At 70.6% G+C, this 15259-nt stretch carries 12 protein-coding genes; 6 read left to right on the top strand and 6 right to left on the bottom strand.

Annotated elements, in window-relative coordinates:
* Positions 1-89: 89 nt before the first annotated feature.
* The 3 genes from OG202_RS32925 to OG202_RS32915 all read left to right on the top strand — a co-directional run bounded on the left by OG202_RS32925 (position 90) and on the right by OG202_RS32915 (position 6376).
* A complete protein-coding gene (locus OG202_RS32925) occupies positions 90-827 on the top strand; it encodes a response regulator transcription factor (protein WP_326577558.1) in 738 nt (245 codons plus the stop codon).
* Between the two features lie 66 nt (positions 828-893).
* Positions 894-2045 carry a sensor histidine kinase gene (locus OG202_RS32920; protein WP_326577560.1) on the top strand — a complete coding sequence of 384 codons (1152 nt, stop codon included), beginning with the start codon at positions 894-896 and terminating at the stop codon, positions 2043-2045.
* A gap of 560 nt (positions 2046-2605) precedes the next feature.
* Entirely contained in the window at positions 2606-6376 is a 3771-nt protein-coding gene (locus OG202_RS32915) for a multifunctional oxoglutarate decarboxylase/oxoglutarate dehydrogenase thiamine pyrophosphate-binding subunit/dihydrolipoyllysine-residue succinyltransferase subunit (protein WP_327727848.1), read from the top strand.
* A 104-nt stretch (positions 6377-6480) separates the two neighbouring features.
* On the opposite strand, the gene OG202_RS32910 is transcribed toward OG202_RS32915, so the two are convergent.
* Genes OG202_RS32910 through OG202_RS32900 form a run of 3 tightly spaced genes read right to left on the bottom strand, consistent with a single transcriptional unit; the run spans position 6481 to position 8588 of the window.
* Entirely contained in the window at positions 6481-7368 is an 888-nt protein-coding gene (locus OG202_RS32910) for a transporter substrate-binding domain-containing protein (RefSeq protein ID WP_326577564.1), read from the bottom strand.
* 10 nt (positions 7369-7378) lie between these two features.
* The gene (locus tag OG202_RS32905; RefSeq protein ID WP_327727849.1) at positions 7379-8149 is read right to left on the bottom strand and encodes a hypothetical protein; all 771 of its coding nucleotides are present in this window, start codon (positions 8147-8149) and stop codon (positions 7379-7381) included.
* A complete protein-coding gene (locus OG202_RS32900; RefSeq protein WP_326577568.1) occupies positions 8133-8588 on the bottom strand; it encodes a hypothetical protein in 456 nt (151 codons plus the stop codon). The genes OG202_RS32905 and OG202_RS32900 overlap by 17 nt, the downstream gene beginning before the upstream one ends.
* A 156-nt stretch (positions 8589-8744) precedes the next feature.
* Here OG202_RS32900 and OG202_RS32895 point away from each other — a divergent pair, with 156 nt between their 5' ends.
* A complete protein-coding gene (locus OG202_RS32895; protein ID WP_327727850.1) occupies positions 8745-8927 on the top strand; it encodes a DUF6104 family protein in 183 nt (60 codons plus the stop codon).
* A 40-nt stretch (positions 8928-8967) separates the two neighbouring features.
* Here OG202_RS32895 and OG202_RS32890 read toward each other — a convergent pair whose 3' ends face one another.
* Complete coding sequence (locus OG202_RS32890; protein WP_327727851.1) at positions 8968-9819, bottom strand: hypothetical protein; 852 nt, start codon at positions 9817-9819, stop codon at positions 8968-8970.
* Between the two features lie 241 nt (positions 9820-10060).
* On the opposite strand from OG202_RS32890, the gene OG202_RS32885 reads away from it, so the two are divergent.
* Positions 10061-11095 carry a DUF4097 family beta strand repeat-containing protein gene (locus tag OG202_RS32885; protein ID WP_327727852.1) on the top strand — a complete coding sequence of 345 codons (1035 nt, stop codon included), beginning with the start codon at positions 10061-10063 and terminating at the stop codon, positions 11093-11095.
* 1 nt (position 11096) lies between these two features.
* Positions 11097-12233: a PadR family transcriptional regulator gene (locus OG202_RS32880; RefSeq protein ID WP_328223998.1), complete on the top strand. Its 1137-nt coding sequence runs from the start codon at positions 11097-11099 to the stop codon at positions 12231-12233.
* Positions 12234-12405: 172 nt separating this feature from the next.
* Here the strand turns inward: OG202_RS32880 and OG202_RS32875 are convergent, their stop codons facing one another.
* Both OG202_RS32875 and OG202_RS32870 read right to left on the bottom strand, forming a co-directional pair.
* Complete coding sequence (locus tag OG202_RS32875) at positions 12406-13371, bottom strand: zinc-binding dehydrogenase (protein ID WP_327727854.1); 966 nt, start codon at positions 13369-13371, stop codon at positions 12406-12408.
* 290 nt (positions 13372-13661) lie between these two features.
* The gene (locus OG202_RS32870; RefSeq protein WP_326577626.1) at positions 13662-14903 is read right to left on the bottom strand and encodes an NAD(P)-dependent malic enzyme; all 1242 of its coding nucleotides are present in this window, start codon (positions 14901-14903) and stop codon (positions 13662-13664) included.
* Positions 14904-15259 lie beyond the last annotated feature (356 nt).

Here is a 15259-nt window from a genome sequence, read left to right as displayed (position 1 = left end):
ATCATTCAAGCGTCAATCGCAGTCATGCGCACCCACGCGCAGTCAAGGGATCACCCCACGGATTCCGGAAAGCAACACAGGGGCGGGCGATGGAGCAGACACACACCACCCACAGCAGCACCACAGCGACCCCGGGCGCGCAGCGCCGGGTGCTCGTGGTCGAGGACGACCCGACGATCGTCGACGCCATCGCGGCCCGCCTGCGCGCCGAGGGTTTCGTCGTGCAGACCGCGTCCGACGGACCGGCCGCGGTGGACACCGCGGAGGCCTGGCAGCCCGACCTGCTGATCCTCGACATCATGCTGCCCGGCTTCGACGGCCTGGAGGTGTGCAGGCGCGTCCAGGCCCAGCGGCCCGTCCCCGTGCTGATGCTCACCGCCCGGGACGACGAGACGGACATGCTGGTCGGGCTCGGCGTCGGCGCCGACGACTACATGACCAAGCCGTTCTCCATGCGTGAACTGGCCGCGCGCGTGCACGTCCTGCTGCGCCGGGTGGAGCGGGCCGCGCTGGCCGCCACCACGCCGCGCTCGGGCATCCTGCGTCTCGGCGAGCTGGAGATCGACCACGCGCAGCGCCGCGTCCGGGTGCGCAGCGAGGACGTACACCTCACGCCCACCGAGTTCGACCTGCTCGTATGTCTCGCGAACACCCCGCGTGCCGTACTCTCGCGCGAGCAGCTGCTCGCCGAGGTGTGGGACTGGGCGGACGCGTCCGGGACGCGGACCGTGGACAGCCACATCAAGGCACTGCGGCGGAAGATCGGCGCGGAGCGGATCCGCACGGTGCACGGTGTGGGGTACGCCCTGGAGACCCCGAATCCCTGAGACCCGTGCTCGCACCGCGTGCGCAGGACATACGCAGGCACGTAGGCACAGGGGGCTGGTGGCGTGATGAGCGGAGTCGGTGACCCGAGGTCGCGGAACCTCGGTGGCGCGCAGTCGCGGAAGGGCGCGGGACCGCTCGGCGGTCTGCGCCCCTTCTCGATCAAGACGAAGCTAGGCGCGCTCGTCGTCATCTCGGTCCTGATCACGACCGGTCTGTCGATGATCGCGGTGCAGACCAAGACCGAGCTGCGCTTCATCATGGTCTTCTCGATGATCGCCACGCTCTTGATTACGCAGTTCGTGGCGCATTCGCTCACCGCCCCCCTGGACGAGATGAACGCGGTCGCCCGGTCCATCTCGCGCGGTGACTACACCCGCCGGGTCAGCGAGAACCGCCGGGACGAACTGGGTGACCTCGCTCACACGATCAATCTCATGGCCGACGAGCTGGAGGCCCAGGACCGCCAGCGCAAGGAGCTCGTGGCGAACGTCTCCCACGAGCTCCGCACGCCGATCGCCGGCCTGCGCGCGGTCCTGGAGAACATCGTCGACGGCGTCACCCAGGCCGACCCCGAGACGATGCGCACGGCCCTGAAGCAGACGGATCGCCTGGGCCGCCTGGTGGAGACGCTGCTCGACCTGTCGAGGCTGGACAACGGGGTGGTCCCCCTGCGCCGCCGCCGCTTCGAGGTCTGGCCGTATCTCTCGGGCGTCCTCAAGGAGGCCCAGATGGTCTCCTCGGCCCGCGGCGGTATCACTTCCGGCTCCGGCAACCACACCCGTACCGACGTCCACCTGCACCTGGACGTCCACCCGCCGGAGCTCACGGCCAACGCCGACCCCGAACGCATCCACCAGGTCGTCGCCAACCTCATCGACAACGCGGTCAAGCACAGCCCGGCGCACGGCCGCGTCACGGTGAAGGCCCGTCGCGGCCCCACCCCCGAGTCCCTGGACCTCGAAGTCCTGGACGAGGGCCCCGGCATCCCCGAATCCGAATGGCACCGCGTCTTCGAACGCTTCAACCGCGGCGCCGTCAGCTCCCCCCACGGCCCCGGCAGCGACGGCGGCACCGGCCTCGGCCTGGCCATCGCCCGCTGGGCCGTCGACCTCCACGGCGGCCGCATCGGAGTCGCCGAGTCCCCCAAGGGCTGCCGCATCCGGGTTGTCCTGCCGGGGGTGTCCGCACAGCCCGGCCAGCGCCCGGTACAGGTCTGAGCCCCCGTCCGGGACAGAGCAAGGCGTTCCGGGCCCCGGGCAGCCGCAGCCTTTGAGGCCCCGGGCAGCCGCAGGCTTTTCAGGGGCGCGGGGAACTGCGCGAGCAACCCCACACGACCCGCGGCCGACCACTCACCCACGGCGGGGGCGAAATATCCCGCGATACCCACATCGCACCTGGCTGAATCCCCCCACCCTTGCCGGATATCGCTCATCCTCCCGGGGCTTACTTCTCTGCCAAGTTGACGTAAAGTTCGAAGCGGAGCCACAAGATCCACGGCCGATCCGCCCAGCGGGACACGTGTGATCAGGTGCGTTCAGGCAGAGGGCCGCGTCCACATACCCGCAGGCCCCACCCGACGCATGCCCGGCACCCGTCCCCCACACCCGTTCCAGACCGGAACCACGCTTGTTTCCCGCCATTTCCACCCCCGAAACACGCTTTCCGATGTGACTTACGCGACGAAGAGCGGACTCGGCCTGACCTTCCCGGCCACGGGGGCGTAGCCTTAATTCCCGCTGTCCATCACCTTGTGAAGCGGAAGAGGGCGGTTGCCGCCGTGTCGCCACAGTCCCCCAGTAACTCGAGCATCTCGACCGACGCAGACCAAGCGGGTAAGAACCCCGCCGCGGCCTTCGGACCGAATGAGTGGCTCGTCGACGAGATCTATCAGCAGTACCTCCAGGATCCGAACTCGGTAGACCGAGCCTGGTGGGACTTCTTCGCCGACTACAAGCCAGGCGCCGCTGCCGCCCCGGCTCCGGCGAGCACTGCGGCCACGGGTGCCGCAGCGACCACACCCGCGGCACCCGCCGCCCCGGCCCAGGCCGCACCCGCCCCGGCTGCCCCGAAGCCCGCCGCCGCCGCTCCGGCCCCGGCCCCGGCGAAGCCCGCGGCCGCCGCGCCCGCCAAGCCGGCGGCTGCCGCCCCGGCGAAGCAGGCCGCGCCCGCCGCGTCCGCCGACGGCCCGGAGCTGATCACGCTGCGCGGCCCCGCCGCCGCTGTCGCGAAGAACATGAACGCCTCCCTGGAACTGCCCACGGCCACGTCCGTGCGCGCCGTCCCGGTGAAGCTGCTGTTCGACAACCGCATCGTCATCAACAACCACCTCAAGCGCGCCCGGGGCGGGAAGATCTCCTTCACGCACCTGATCGGCTACGCGATGGTGCAGGCCATCAAGGCCATGCCGTCGATGAACTGGCACTACGCGGAGAAGGACGGGAAGCCCACCCTCGTCAAGCCGCCGCACGTCAACTTCGGCCTCGCCATCGACCTGGTGAAGCCCAACGGCGACCGCCAGCTGGTCGTCGCGGGCATCAAGAAGGCCGAGACGCTGAACTTCTTCGAGTTCTGGCAGGCCTACGAGGACATCGTCCGCCGCGCCCGTGACGGCAAGCTGACGATGGACGACTTCACCGGTGTCACGGTCTCCCTGACCAACCCCGGCGGCCTCGGCACCGTCCACTCCGTGCCCCGCCTGATGCCCGGCCAGTCGGTCATCATGGGCGTCGGCTCCATGGACTACCCGGCCGAGTTCCAGGGCACGTCCCAGGACACGCTGAACAAGCTCGGCATCGCGAAGGTCATGACGCTCACGTCGACCTACGACCACCGGGTCATCCAGGGCGCCGCCTCCGGCGAGTTCCTCCGCGTCGTCGCCAACTCCCTCCTCGGGGAGAACGGCTTCTACGACGAGATCTTCGAGGCCCTGCGCATCCCCTACGAGCCGGTCCGCTGGCTCAAGGACATCGACGCGTCGCACGACGACGACGTCACGAAGGCCGCCCGCGTCTTCGAGCTGATCCACTCCTACCGGGTCCGCGGCCACGTCATGGCCGACACCGACCCGCTGGAGTACCGCCAGCGCAAGCACCCCGACCTGGACATCACCGAGCACGGGCTCACCCTGTGGGACCTGGAGCGCGAGTTCGCGGTCGGCGGCTTCTCGGGCAAGTCCCTGATGAAGCTCCGCGACATCCTCGGCGTCCTGCGCGACTCGTACTGCCGTACGACCGGCGTCGAGTTCATGCACATCCAGGACCCGAAGCAGCGCCGCTGGATCCAGGACCGCATCGAGCGCCCGCACACCAAGCCGGAGCGCGAGGAGCAGCTGCGCATCCTGCGCCGGCTGAACGCGGCGGAGGCCTTCGAGACCTTCCTGCAGACGAAGTACGTCGGCCAGAAGCGCTTCTCCCTGGAGGGCGGCGAGTCCGTCATCCCGCTGCTGGACGCGGTCATCGACTCGGCGGCGGAGTCCCGTCTCGACGAGGTCGTCATCGGCATGGCCCACCGCGGCCGCCTGAACGTCCTGGCGAACATCGTCGGCAAGTCGTACGCCCAGATCTTCCGCGAGTTCGAGGGCAACCTCGACCCGAAGTCGATGCACGGCTCCGGCGACGTGAAGTACCACCTGGGCGCCGAGGGCACCTTCACGGGCCTGGACGGCGAGCAGATCAAGGTCAGCCTGGTCGCGAACCCCTCGCACCTGGAGGCCGTGGACCCGGTCCTGGAGGGCGTCGCGCGCGCCAAGCAGGACATCATCAACAAGGGCGGCACGGACTTCACGGTCCTGCCGGTGGCCCTGCACGGCGACGCGGCCTTCGCGGGCCAGGGCGTGGTGGCCGAGACCCTGAACATGTCGCAGCTGCGCGGCTACCGCACCGGCGGCACGGTCCACATCGTCATCAACAACCAGGTCGGCTTCACGGCCGCCCCGGAGTCGTCCCGCTCGTCGATGTACGCGACGGACGTGGCGAGGATGATCGAGGCCCCGATCTTCCACGTGAACGGCGACGACCCGGAGGCCGTGGTCCGTGTGGCCCGTCTGGCCTTCGAGTTCCGCCAGGCGTTCAACAAGGACGTGGTGATCGACCTCATCTGCTACCGCCGCCGCGGTCACAACGAGTCGGACAACCCGGCCTTCACCCAGCCGCTGATGTACGACCTGATCGACAAGAAGCGCTCGGTGCGCAAGCTCTACACCGAGTCCCTCATCGGTCGCGGCGACATCACCCTGGAAGAGGCCGAGCAGGCCCTCCAGGACTACCAGGGCCAGCTGGAGAAGGTCTTCACGGAGGTCCGCGAGGCCACCGCGCAGCCGACGTCCGGCGAGGTCCACGACCCGCAGGACGGCTTCCCGGTCGCGGTGAACACCGCGATCACGGCGGAGACCGTCAAGCGCATCGCCGAGTCCCAGGTCAACGTCCCGGACCACATCACCGCCCACCCGCGTCTGCTGCCGCAGCTGCAGCGCCGGGCGGCCATGGTCGAGGACGGCACGATCGACTGGGGCATGGGCGAGACCCTCGCGGTGGGCTCCCTCCTCCTGGAGGGCACCCCGGTCCGCCTGGCCGGCCAGGACTCGCAGCGCGGCACCTTCGGCCAGCGTCACGCGGTGATCATCGACCGTGAGACGGGCGAGGAGTTCACGCCGCTGATGTACCTCTCCGAGGACCAGGCGCGGCTGAACGTCTACAACTCCCTGCTCTCCGAGTACGCGGCGATGGGCTTCGAGTACGGCTACTCGCTCGCCCGTCCCGAGTCCCTGGTGATGTGGGAGGCCCAGTTCGGCGACTTCGTCAACGGCGCCCAGACGGTCGTGGACGAGTTCATCTCGTCGGCGGAGCAGAAGTGGGGCCAGACGTCCGGCGTCACCCTGCTGCTCCCGCACGGCTACGAGGGCCAGGGCCCGGACCACTCGTCCGCCCGCCCGGAGCGCTTCCTCCAGATGTGCGCGCAGAACAACATGACGGTCGCCATGCCGACCTCCCCGTCGAACTACTTCCACCTCCTGCGGTGGCAGGTGCACAACCCGCACCACAAGCCGCTGGTCGTCTTCACCCCGAAGTCGATGCTGCGCCTCAAGGCCGCCGCGTCGAAGGCGGAGGAGTTCACGAGCGGCGAGTTCCGCCCGGTCATCGGCGACGACTCGGTCGACCCGAACGCGGTCAAGAAGGTCGTCTTCTGCGCCGGCAAGGTCTACTACGACCTGGAGGCCGAGCGTCAGAAGCGCGGCGTCACGGACACGGCGATCATCCGCATCGAGCGCCTGTACCCCCTCCCGGGGGCCGAGGTCCAGGCGGAGGTCAACAAGTACCCCAACGCCGAGAAGTACCTCTGGACCCAGGAGGAGCCGGCAAACCAGGGTGCCTGGCCGTTCATCGCGCTCAACCTGATCGACCACCTCGACCTCGCGGTCGGCGCGGACGTCCCGCACGGCGAGCGCCTGCGCCGTATCTCCCGCCCGCACGGCTCCTCGCCGGCGGTGGGTTCCGCGAAGCGGCACCAGGCGGAGCAGGAGCAGTTGGTGCGTGAGGTGTTCGAGGCGTGAGCCTCTGACCTCCGGTCATGCCGCGGGCCCGGGCCGAGTGATCTTCACTCGGCCCGGGCCCGCGGCTTTTTCCGCCGTCCGGCGTCAGGGGATGCCAGGCGGTGTCAGGGGATGCTGTCCCTGCACGATCGGGCATCGATCGCCGCGGGGCTCGGCCGGTAGTCACCGATCCAGGCCGGGTCCTGGGCGGGGATGCCCGGCAGCCACGCCTTGAAGTCGTCCTTCCATTGGCTGCCGGTGACGTAGTCCTTCACGATCTCGCGCAGTCTCAGGCAGTCCGTCCGGTGTCCCTTGGGCAGACCGATACCCCAGTGCTGCGGCCCGCCGATCGTCAGGCCCGGCACCACCCTGAGTCCGTCGGCGGTGTGAAGGTCCGCGAAACCATGGAGGATCATCTGATCGGTGAAGACCGCGTCGGCCTTCCCCTCCCTGAGCTGTTGGACACAGTCGGAGGCGTCGAGGAGCGTCCTCGCCTCGATGTCGGCGAGCTCGAAGCGCCGCAGCACCTCCTCGGACGTGCTGCCCTCCCAGGAGCACACGATCTTGCCGCTCAGGTCGCTCAGTTCCTTGATGCCCGCGCCCTCGGGCCCCACCAGGAACCCCTGGTACGTGGTGGCGTACGGCCCGGCGAAGTCGATCACCTTCATACGCTCCGGGGTGATGGAGAAACTGGCGACCACCATGTCGAGCCGGCCCTCCTCCAGCTTCGACATACGGCCTTCGGAGGACACGTTGGTCAGCGTCGCGTCGTCCTCCTTCATCTCCAGCCCCTTCATGGCCGCCCGGAACACCTCGGAATCGAAGCCGAAGCGCTTGTAGTTCTCCTCGAAGGAGATGCCCGGCAGGTCGTTGTGCATGCCCACCCTGGGTTGCTCCGTGCCGAGGAACGTGGGACTCCGCTCGTCCGATATCCCGCCCCACACGAGGCCGGTCGCGCTGCAGACGAAGAGGGCCACCGAGGCCGCGAAGATCCAACGGGTGTTCCAGGTCATTCGGTCTCCTTCAGCCGTGCAGGACGGCGTCGTGGACGGTCACTCGCATCTGGCAGCCGTGGGGCGCGCGGACCACCACTCGTACCCGGGCGTCGGGCCGGACCCCACCCAGCGGAAGGTCGACCGCCTCGCCCGAGGTGACGTCGGTGACGGCGGCACGGCCCCCGTCCAGGGCGACGTCGAGAGAGGTGTCCGGGGTGCAGAACTGCGTGTCCGGGAAGGCCTCCGCGACCGAGAGGACGAGGCGCAGATGGGTACGGGCCACCCCGCCCCGCACCACCACGTCGAGCGTCTCCCCGTCCGTCAGCGGCCGGTCGGGCGTGACCGTCGTCCGTCCCTCGACGTCGACCTCGCCGTGCCCGCGCAGATACTCCGCCCGCACCAGCGCACCGGCCGCGAGAGCCAGGGACAGCGCCGAGACGAGGGCGGCGACGGCCGCCGGGCGCCGGAAGCCCGCCACCCGCACCAGGGCTGCCGCGGTCGCGACAGCGAGCATCACGCACACCCCCGGCAACTGCCCCGAGGAGCCCTGCGCGCGGAGCAGGGCGGTGCCGCCCAGGGCGAGGACCACGAGGAAGGGCAGCCAGTTCCACCCCCGCCAGCTCCGCACACCCTCGGCGGCGTCCTTCAGCGCGTCGCCCACGACCAGGCTGACCACGAAGTTGCCCAGCACCTGTCCGACGGCCGTCACCCAGCGGCCCTGCCCCCAGACCCCGGGCCGTCGGTCCTCGGGGGGTTCCTCGTGGCGGCTCTTCGGGACGCTGTCAGTCGGCTGGGTCATCTGCCGCTCGTGGGTCCGCCCCGAACGAGATGGTGAGATCGCGCTCGACCCGTCCCACCGCCATCGCATGCTTCCCGTGGGCCGTGACGTGGACGTCACCGCCCCGCCCGAACCTCGCGGCCCGCACGACCTGTGCCTCCAGGGCGGCGGCGCTCAGGTCGCTCCCGGCCAGCCAGCGCCCCACGGCCTCCTCCAGAAGGGCACGCTCGTCGTCGGTGAGCCCTTCGAGTACGCCCGCGACGCCGGAGGCCTCCTCGTCCCCCGGACCGGCCGCGCCGTCCCGGCGGCGCAGGGCCGCCGTCAGGAACGTCCGGCCGCCGCGTACGGCGCTGACCGCGAGCTGATCCCTGGCCGTGACGAGTACGGCCGTCCCCATCGAGGCCGCGGCCGCGCTCAGGTAGGGGGACAGCTGGCCGACGGCCGTTATCAGTTCGGACATCTCATCGCTCCATGAACAGGCGTACGAAATAGGGCAGTTGCCCATGAATCGCCTGGCGCACACCATAGCCGCGGACGCGCACGTCCGAGAGGCGTCGATCGATTTCGTACGCTGTGAGCGGCACAACGACCACGTACGCACCCAGGAGAGCGAGCCATGTACTTCACCGACCGCGGCATCGAGGAACTGGAGAAGCGGCGCGGCAAGGAAGAGGTCACCTTCGAGTGGCTCGCCGAGCAGCTGCGGACGTTCGTCGACCTGAACCCGGACTTCGAGGTGCCCGTGGAGCGGCTGGCGACGTGGCTGGCGCGGCTGGACGACGAGGACGAGGACGAGTAGCCACCCGAAGAAGGCCCCCGAAGAAGGCCCCCGGGGACGGTCAGTCGCGCGGGTGGGCCAGGTCGTACAGCAGGCCGAGGGCGCCGTGGGCGACCAGGAGGCCGCCCGAGAGGAGCCAGCCGGGGCTTCGGCGGTACAGGCCCCAGGCGGTGAGCGGTAGGCCCGCGAGGAGTTGGCCGGTGGCCAGGGCGCGGGCTCTGGAGGTGCCGGCCCAGGGGAGCCAGGGGCCGAGGCGGCCGCGTTCGAGGGCGTCGAGCTCCGAGCGGACGGCCCCGCGCCAGCCGGTCCACTCGATGCGCTGGACGCCGGGCTGGACCCGGGCGACCTCGCGGAGCCGGTCGGCGGGTTCGCCCGGGGTGAGGCCCGCGGGGAGGCCCACTCCCGCGTGGGCGAGGACGGCCAGGAGGCCCAGCAGACGGGCGCGGGCGTCCGCTCCCGGGTCGGGCCTGGTGAGGGCGTCGAGGGACTGTGCGTCGAGCACCGGATCCAGGCCCAGGCGGGCGGCGAAGGTGCGCATCGCCTCGCCCTCACCGACCGGGGTGCCGTTCGCGAGCCATACATAGCCGACGGTGCGGCGGAAGCCTGCGGCGAGGGTGTAGCCGCAACGGTCGGCATCCCACCAGAGGGCGAGCACGGGCCAGGGGGCGCCGACGGCGAGTGCGGTCGCCCAGCCGGTGACGACACGGTCGACGGGTTCGTCGCCCTGCAGCCAGGGCTTCCCCTCGGGCACGAGCGCGGCCCACTCCGGGCCGGCCGGGGTGAGCAGCATCCGTTCGCGGAGCAGCTGGGCGACGGGGGCGACGGAATCTGGATCCGCCCGGCAGAGCAGCAGCGCGCCGGGGGCGGGGGCGGGCCAGGGGTCACGCGATCCCGGGGAGCGTTCCGTCGACATGCACCCACGCTAGTTCGATTTGCCCGTATATATCCCAACGGGATCACCAGAACGGGTGTCTTGACTTTCCGTGACCACGATATATCGTGAATTACGGAAGACGCGATATTGCGTGTGTCGTGTGTTCGGCGCGCGTTGCGCGTACGGCGCGTATGGCACGTATGGCGCGTATGGCGCGTATGGCGCGCATTGCGCGTATGGCGTGTTCTGTCGTGTCGGGTCTGTCGAGGAGGTCAGCACCATGTCCGAGTGGTCCGTCGCCGAGCCGCGGAAGCTCACGTTCGACGAACCGGTGACGGCACTGCATGTGCGAGTCGTCAACGGAACGGTGAACGTGGTGGGCACCGACGAAGGTTCCGCCCGTCTGGAGGTGTCCGACATCGAGGGCCCGCCTCTGACGGTGACACAGCAGGACGGCACACTGACCGTGGCCTACGACGACCTGCCCTGGAAGGGTTTCCTGAAGTGGCTCGACCGCAAGGGCCGGCGGCGCGACGTACTGGTGTCGCTCGCCGTCCCGACGGGCACCCCTGTCGAGGTGGGCGTGGTCGGCGCCACCGCCGTCGTGTCCGGGCTGGGCGGGCGTACGGAGGTGAAGGGCATCTCGGGCGACACCACCCTGGTCGGCCTGTCGGGCCCGGTCCGCGCCACGACGGTCTCGGGGAACGTGGAGGCGCAGGCCCTCACGGGCGACCTCCGGCTCAGTTCCGTCTCCGGTGATCTGACCGTCATAGAGGGCTCCTGCCCCACCGTGAAGGCCGACTCGGTGAGCGGCTCCATCATCCTCGACCTCGACGCCACCGGCGGCCCCACCGACGTCGGCCTCACCAGCGTCTCCGGCGAGATCGCCATCCGCCTCCCCCACCCCGCCGACGCCGAGGTCGAGGCCAACACCGCCAGCGGCACCATCTCCAACGCCTTCGACGACCTCCGCGTCAGCGGTCCCTGGGGCGCCCACAAGGTCACCGGCCGCCTCGGCCCGGGCAACGGCCGCCTCAAGGCCACCACCGTCTCCGGTTCCATCGCCCTCCTGCGCAGGCCACCGGGGGAGCACGAGCCGTGGGACGAGGAGCCGGGGAGCGGCGACCTGGGAGCGGGCCGGGTCACCGCGGAAGGCGGCACCGAGTCCGGCACCCCCACCGAGAACCAGCCCGCCCCCACCCACACCACCCCCGTGACCGACAATCCGTCTGCCGACTCCCCCGCCCCGGACGGCACGACCGAGGGGGCGGCCGGCGGCACGACCACTCGTACGACCGACAAGAAGGTGCTCTGACATGCCTCCCGTCTTCGCCCACGGACGCCTGCGGCTGTATCTGCTGAAGCTGCTGGACGAGGCGCCGCGCCACGGCTACGAGGTGATCCGGCTGCTGGAGGAACGCTTCCAGGGCCTGTACGCGCCCTCGGCCGGCACCGTCTACCCCCGCCTGGCCAAACTGGAGGCCGAAGGCCTGGTCACCCACACCACCGAGGGCGGCCGCAAGGTGTACGCGATCACGGACGCGGGCCGCGCCGAACTGGCCGACCGCAGCGGTGAGCTGGCCGACCTGGAGCTGGAGATCCGCGAGTCGGTGGCGGAGCTGGCCGCCGAGATCCGGGCCGACGTCCGGGGTGCGGCGGGCGACCTGCGCCGCGAGATGCGGGCGGCGGCCTCCGAGGCCCGCAAGGGCACCGGGGCGAGCGGTGGGGAGCAGGGCCCGCTCGGGGAGTTCGGGGAGTACGCCGACAGCGAGTCGTGGCGGGCCGCGAAGGAGGAGATGCGCCGCGTGAAGCAGGAGTGGAAGGAACAGGCCCGGCGCGCGAAGGACGAGAGCCGACGCGCCCGCGAGGAGGCCCAGCGCGCCCGCCGGCAGGCCAAGGAGGCTCAGGAGCACGCCCGCACCCAGGCCCAGGAGGAGCTCCAGCGCATCGCCAAGCGGGTCCAGGACCACGTCCAGGACCACTTCACCCGGGGCGACTGGCCGACGGGGGTGCGCGAGGGCCTGACCGAACTGGCCAAGGAGTTCGGCGAGTTCGGGAAGGACTTCGGAAAGGAGTTCGGCAAGGACTTCGGCTTCGGGCGGACGGGTGCGGGTTCGGGCCCGGCGACCGGCGCGAGCACAGCCACCGGGGCTGGAGCCTCAGCGGGTTCCGGCGCCGACAGCAGGCCCGGAGCACGGACCGGCGTCGGGGAGCCCGCATACTCGACCACCCCCGAGGAGTTCCCGGCCGACTACGAACCCGCCTGGGTGCACGAGACCCCCACGGGCGACCCGGCCCGCGACCTCGACCGCCTCCTGGACCGCTTCCGCGACGACATCCGCGACGCGGCCCGCGACCACGGCGTGACAGAGGACCAACTCCGCGACACTCGCCGCCACCTGTCGACGGCAGCGGCCCACATCGGAGTGGTTCTACGGACCCCCAAGGCCTGATCCGCGAAGGGGCGCGACCCCCTTCAGGGGCGCGGGGAACCGCGCGACAAGCCACGCCGAACGGGTCGGCCCGCGACGCACCATCGCCAGACACCACGGCCCTGTCGACCCCGGTCGACATGACGACGGCCGGCCCGCAGGGCCGGGCCGGCCGTCGTCTCGACAGAGTCCGTCAGGGGCTGGTGAGCACGATCTTGCCGAACTGGTCGCCCGCCGCCAGGCGTTCGAAGCCCTCGCGGGCGCGGTCCAGGGGCAGGACCTCGTCGATGACGGGGCGGACGCCGGTCGCGGCGCAGAAGGAGAGGAGATCCTCCAACTCGTCCTTGGTGCCCATGGTGGAGCCGACGACCTTGAGTTCGAGGAAGAAGATACGGGTCAGTTCGGCGTGGGAGGGGCGATCGCCGCTGGTGGCGCCCGAGATGACAAGGCTGCCGCCAGGACGCAGCGACTTCACCGAGTGGGACCACGTGGCGGCGCCGACGGTCTCGATGACCGCGTCGACGCGCTGCGGCAGCCGCGCCCCCGACTCCAGCGCCTCCACCGCGCCCAGCTCCAGGGCCCGCTTGCGCTTGGCCTCGTCGCGGCTGGTGGCGAACACCCGCAGCCCCGCCGCCTTGCCCAGCACGATCGCGGCGGTCGCGACACCGCCGCCGGCGCCCTGGACGAGGACGGAGTCACCGGGGCGTACGCCCGCGTTGGTGAAGAGCATGCGGTAGGCCGTCAGCCAGGCGGTGGGCAGGCAGGCGGCCTCTTCGAAGGAGAGTTCCGCGGGCTTGGGGAGCACGTTCCAGGTGGGGACGGAGACGAGTTCGGCGAAGGTGCCCTGGTAGCGCTCGGTGAGGATCGAGCGGGGTTCCTCGGGGCCGACCCCGTGGCCGGTCTGGCCGATCACCGAGTGCAGGACGACCTCGTTGCCGTCCTCGTCGACACCGGCGGCGTCACAGCCGAGGATCATGGGCAGCTTGTCCTCCGCGAGGCCGACGCCGCGCAGGGACCAGAGATCGTGGTGGTTCAGCGAGGCGGCCTTCACCTTGACGGTCGTCCAGCCGGGCCTGGGCTCCGGGGCCGGGCGGTCGCCCAACTCCAGTCCGTCGAGCGGTCGGTCACGGTCGATGCGGGCGGCATAGGCAGCGAACATGCGCCTGACCATAGGGCCATGCCGGGAGCGAAGGAACCGAAGAGCGCTGTGACACGCGTCCCGTCGCCTCGGGGCAGGTGAGGGCCGGCCACAGGGGCCGAAAAGCACGGGGCGCAGCACCTGCTTTTCAGGGGCGCGGGGAACTGCGCGAGAAGCCCCACCGAACCCGCACCTGGGGTCGAAGGGGCGCAGCCCCCTGGGGACGGTGGGGGCACCTCCCGCTCGAGCGAAGCCGAGAGTGGGGGAGGGTAGGGGCGGCGGGGGCGAAGAACCCCGCACCGCCCCTGAGATCAGCGCCGGGCCACACCCTCCGCCCGAGCCGCCGCCGCGACCGCCGCGGTGACCGCCGGGGCGACCCGATCGTCGAACGGCGAGGGGATGACGTAGTCGGCCGCGAGGTCGTCCCCGACGACCGACGCCAGCGCCTCGGCCGCCGCGATCTTCATGCCCTCGGTGATCCGGGAGGCCCGCACCTGCAGGGCGCCCGCGAAGATCCCCGGGAAGGCGAGGACGTTGTTGATCTGGTTCGGGTAGTCGGAGCGCCCGGTCGCGACGACGGCCGCGTACTTGTGGGCCACGTCCGGGTGCACCTCGGGGTTGGGGTTGGCCATGGCGAAGACGAACGCGTTCTCCGCCATCGAGGCCACCGCCTCCTCCGGGACCGTCCCGCCGGAGACGCCGATGAAGACGTCCGCGCCCGCGAGGGCGTCCTCCAGGGAGCCCGAGAGGCCGGCGCGGTTGGTGAGCTCGGCGAGCTCGCGCTTGACCGGGGTGAGGTCCGCACGGTCCGCGGAGACGATGCCCTTGCGGTCGGCGACCGCGACGTCGCCGAGACCGGCCTCCAGCAGCATCTTGGCGATGGCCACACCGGCCGCGCCCGCACCCGAGATCACGGCCCGCAGATCGCCCAGGCCACGGCCGGTCAGCCGGGCGGCGTTCCGCAGGGCCGCCAGCGTCACGACGGCCGTACCGTGCTGGTCGTCGTGGAAGACGGGGATGTCGAGGCGCTCCTGGAGCCGCTTCTCGATCTCGAAGCAGCGGGGCGCGGAGATGTCCTCGAGGTTCACGCCGCCGAAGGAGGGTGCGAGGCGGACCACGGTCTCGATGATCTCGTCGACGTCCGTGCAGGCGAGCGCGATCGGCACCGCGTCGACGCCGCCGAACTGCTTGAACAGGATCGCCTTGCCCTCCATCACGGGGAGGGAGGCCTCGGGGCCGATGTCGCCGAGACCGAGGACCGCCGTACCGTCCGTCACGACGGCGACGACCGAGGACTTCCAGGTGTAGTCGTTGACCAGTTCCGGCCGCTCGGCGATGGCGGTGCACACCCGCGCGACGCCGGGCGTGTAGGCGAGGGACAGGTCGTCCTTGTCCCGGATCGGCACGGTGGCCTGCACGGCCATCTTGCCGCCGCGGTGCAGCGCGAAGGCGGGGTCGAAGGAGTCGAGGGAATTGAGGGGCTCCCCGCCGCCCTCCTGACCCGTACTGCCGTCGCCGCTGTCGGTGCGAGGATTGACAATCTCCGCTGCCACTTTTTGTACCCCTTAGGTCTTCATGGTTTGAGGGTGAACCGCTCCCGGTTCGGGGCGGGCGGGCACCGCGTAAGGCCCAGGTCACCGGTACGTACGGCGACGCCTGCGGGCTCAGACGCGACGGGCGCGCCGCACACGCGCCCTGGGCCCCGGATGAGGGGTGTAAGGAACCTTCTTACCGGACGGACGGCACCGGCGACGAGTCCATACGTCTTCATACCTCGAAGGTCACAACTCGAAGGTTATTTGAAGACGATCATGGTTGGTTCGACTCATCGACGGATGACGGGACAAGTCGGTTACATCACGACAAGTCCAGTACAGCCACGTGTGCGGAGTTCACAGCCGACCGCATC

Source organism: Streptomyces sp. NBC_00310, from assembly GCF_036208085.1.
GTDB lineage: Bacteria > Actinomycetota > Actinomycetes > Streptomycetales > Streptomycetaceae > Streptomyces.
This window is presented reverse-complemented; position numbering and strand designations above follow the sequence as displayed.

What these genes read in the sequence shown, in the direction of transcription:
- OG202_RS32890 (WP_327727851.1), bottom strand. Translation starts at nt 9,819, where the DNA reads ATGTCGACGGAACGCTCCCCGGGATCGCGTGACCCCTGGCCCGCCCCC.
- OG202_RS32925 (WP_326577558.1), top strand. Translation starts at nt 90, where the DNA reads ATGGAGCAGACACACACCACCCACAGCAGCACCACAGCGACCCCGGGC.
- OG202_RS32885 (WP_327727852.1), top strand. Translation starts at nt 10,061, where the DNA reads ATGTCCGAGTGGTCCGTCGCCGAGCCGCGGAAGCTCACGTTCGACGAA.
- OG202_RS32880 (WP_328223998.1), top strand. Translation starts at nt 11,097, where the DNA reads ATGCCTCCCGTCTTCGCCCACGGACGCCTGCGGCTGTATCTGCTGAAG.
- OG202_RS32895 (WP_327727850.1), top strand. Translation starts at nt 8,745, where the DNA reads ATGTACTTCACCGACCGCGGCATCGAGGAACTGGAGAAGCGGCGCGGC.
- OG202_RS32920 (WP_326577560.1), top strand. Translation starts at nt 894, where the DNA reads ATGAGCGGAGTCGGTGACCCGAGGTCGCGGAACCTCGGTGGCGCGCAG.
- OG202_RS32905 (WP_327727849.1), bottom strand. Translation starts at nt 8,149, where the DNA reads ATGACCCAGCCGACTGACAGCGTCCCGAAGAGCCGCCACGAGGAACCC.
- OG202_RS32910 (WP_326577564.1), bottom strand. Translation starts at nt 7,368, where the DNA reads ATGACCTGGAACACCCGTTGGATCTTCGCGGCCTCGGTGGCCCTCTTC.
- OG202_RS32900 (WP_326577568.1), bottom strand. Translation starts at nt 8,588, where the DNA reads ATGTCCGAACTGATAACGGCCGTCGGCCAGCTGTCCCCCTACCTGAGC.
- OG202_RS32875 (WP_327727854.1), bottom strand. Translation starts at nt 13,371, where the DNA reads ATGTTCGCTGCCTATGCCGCCCGCATCGACCGTGACCGACCGCTCGAC.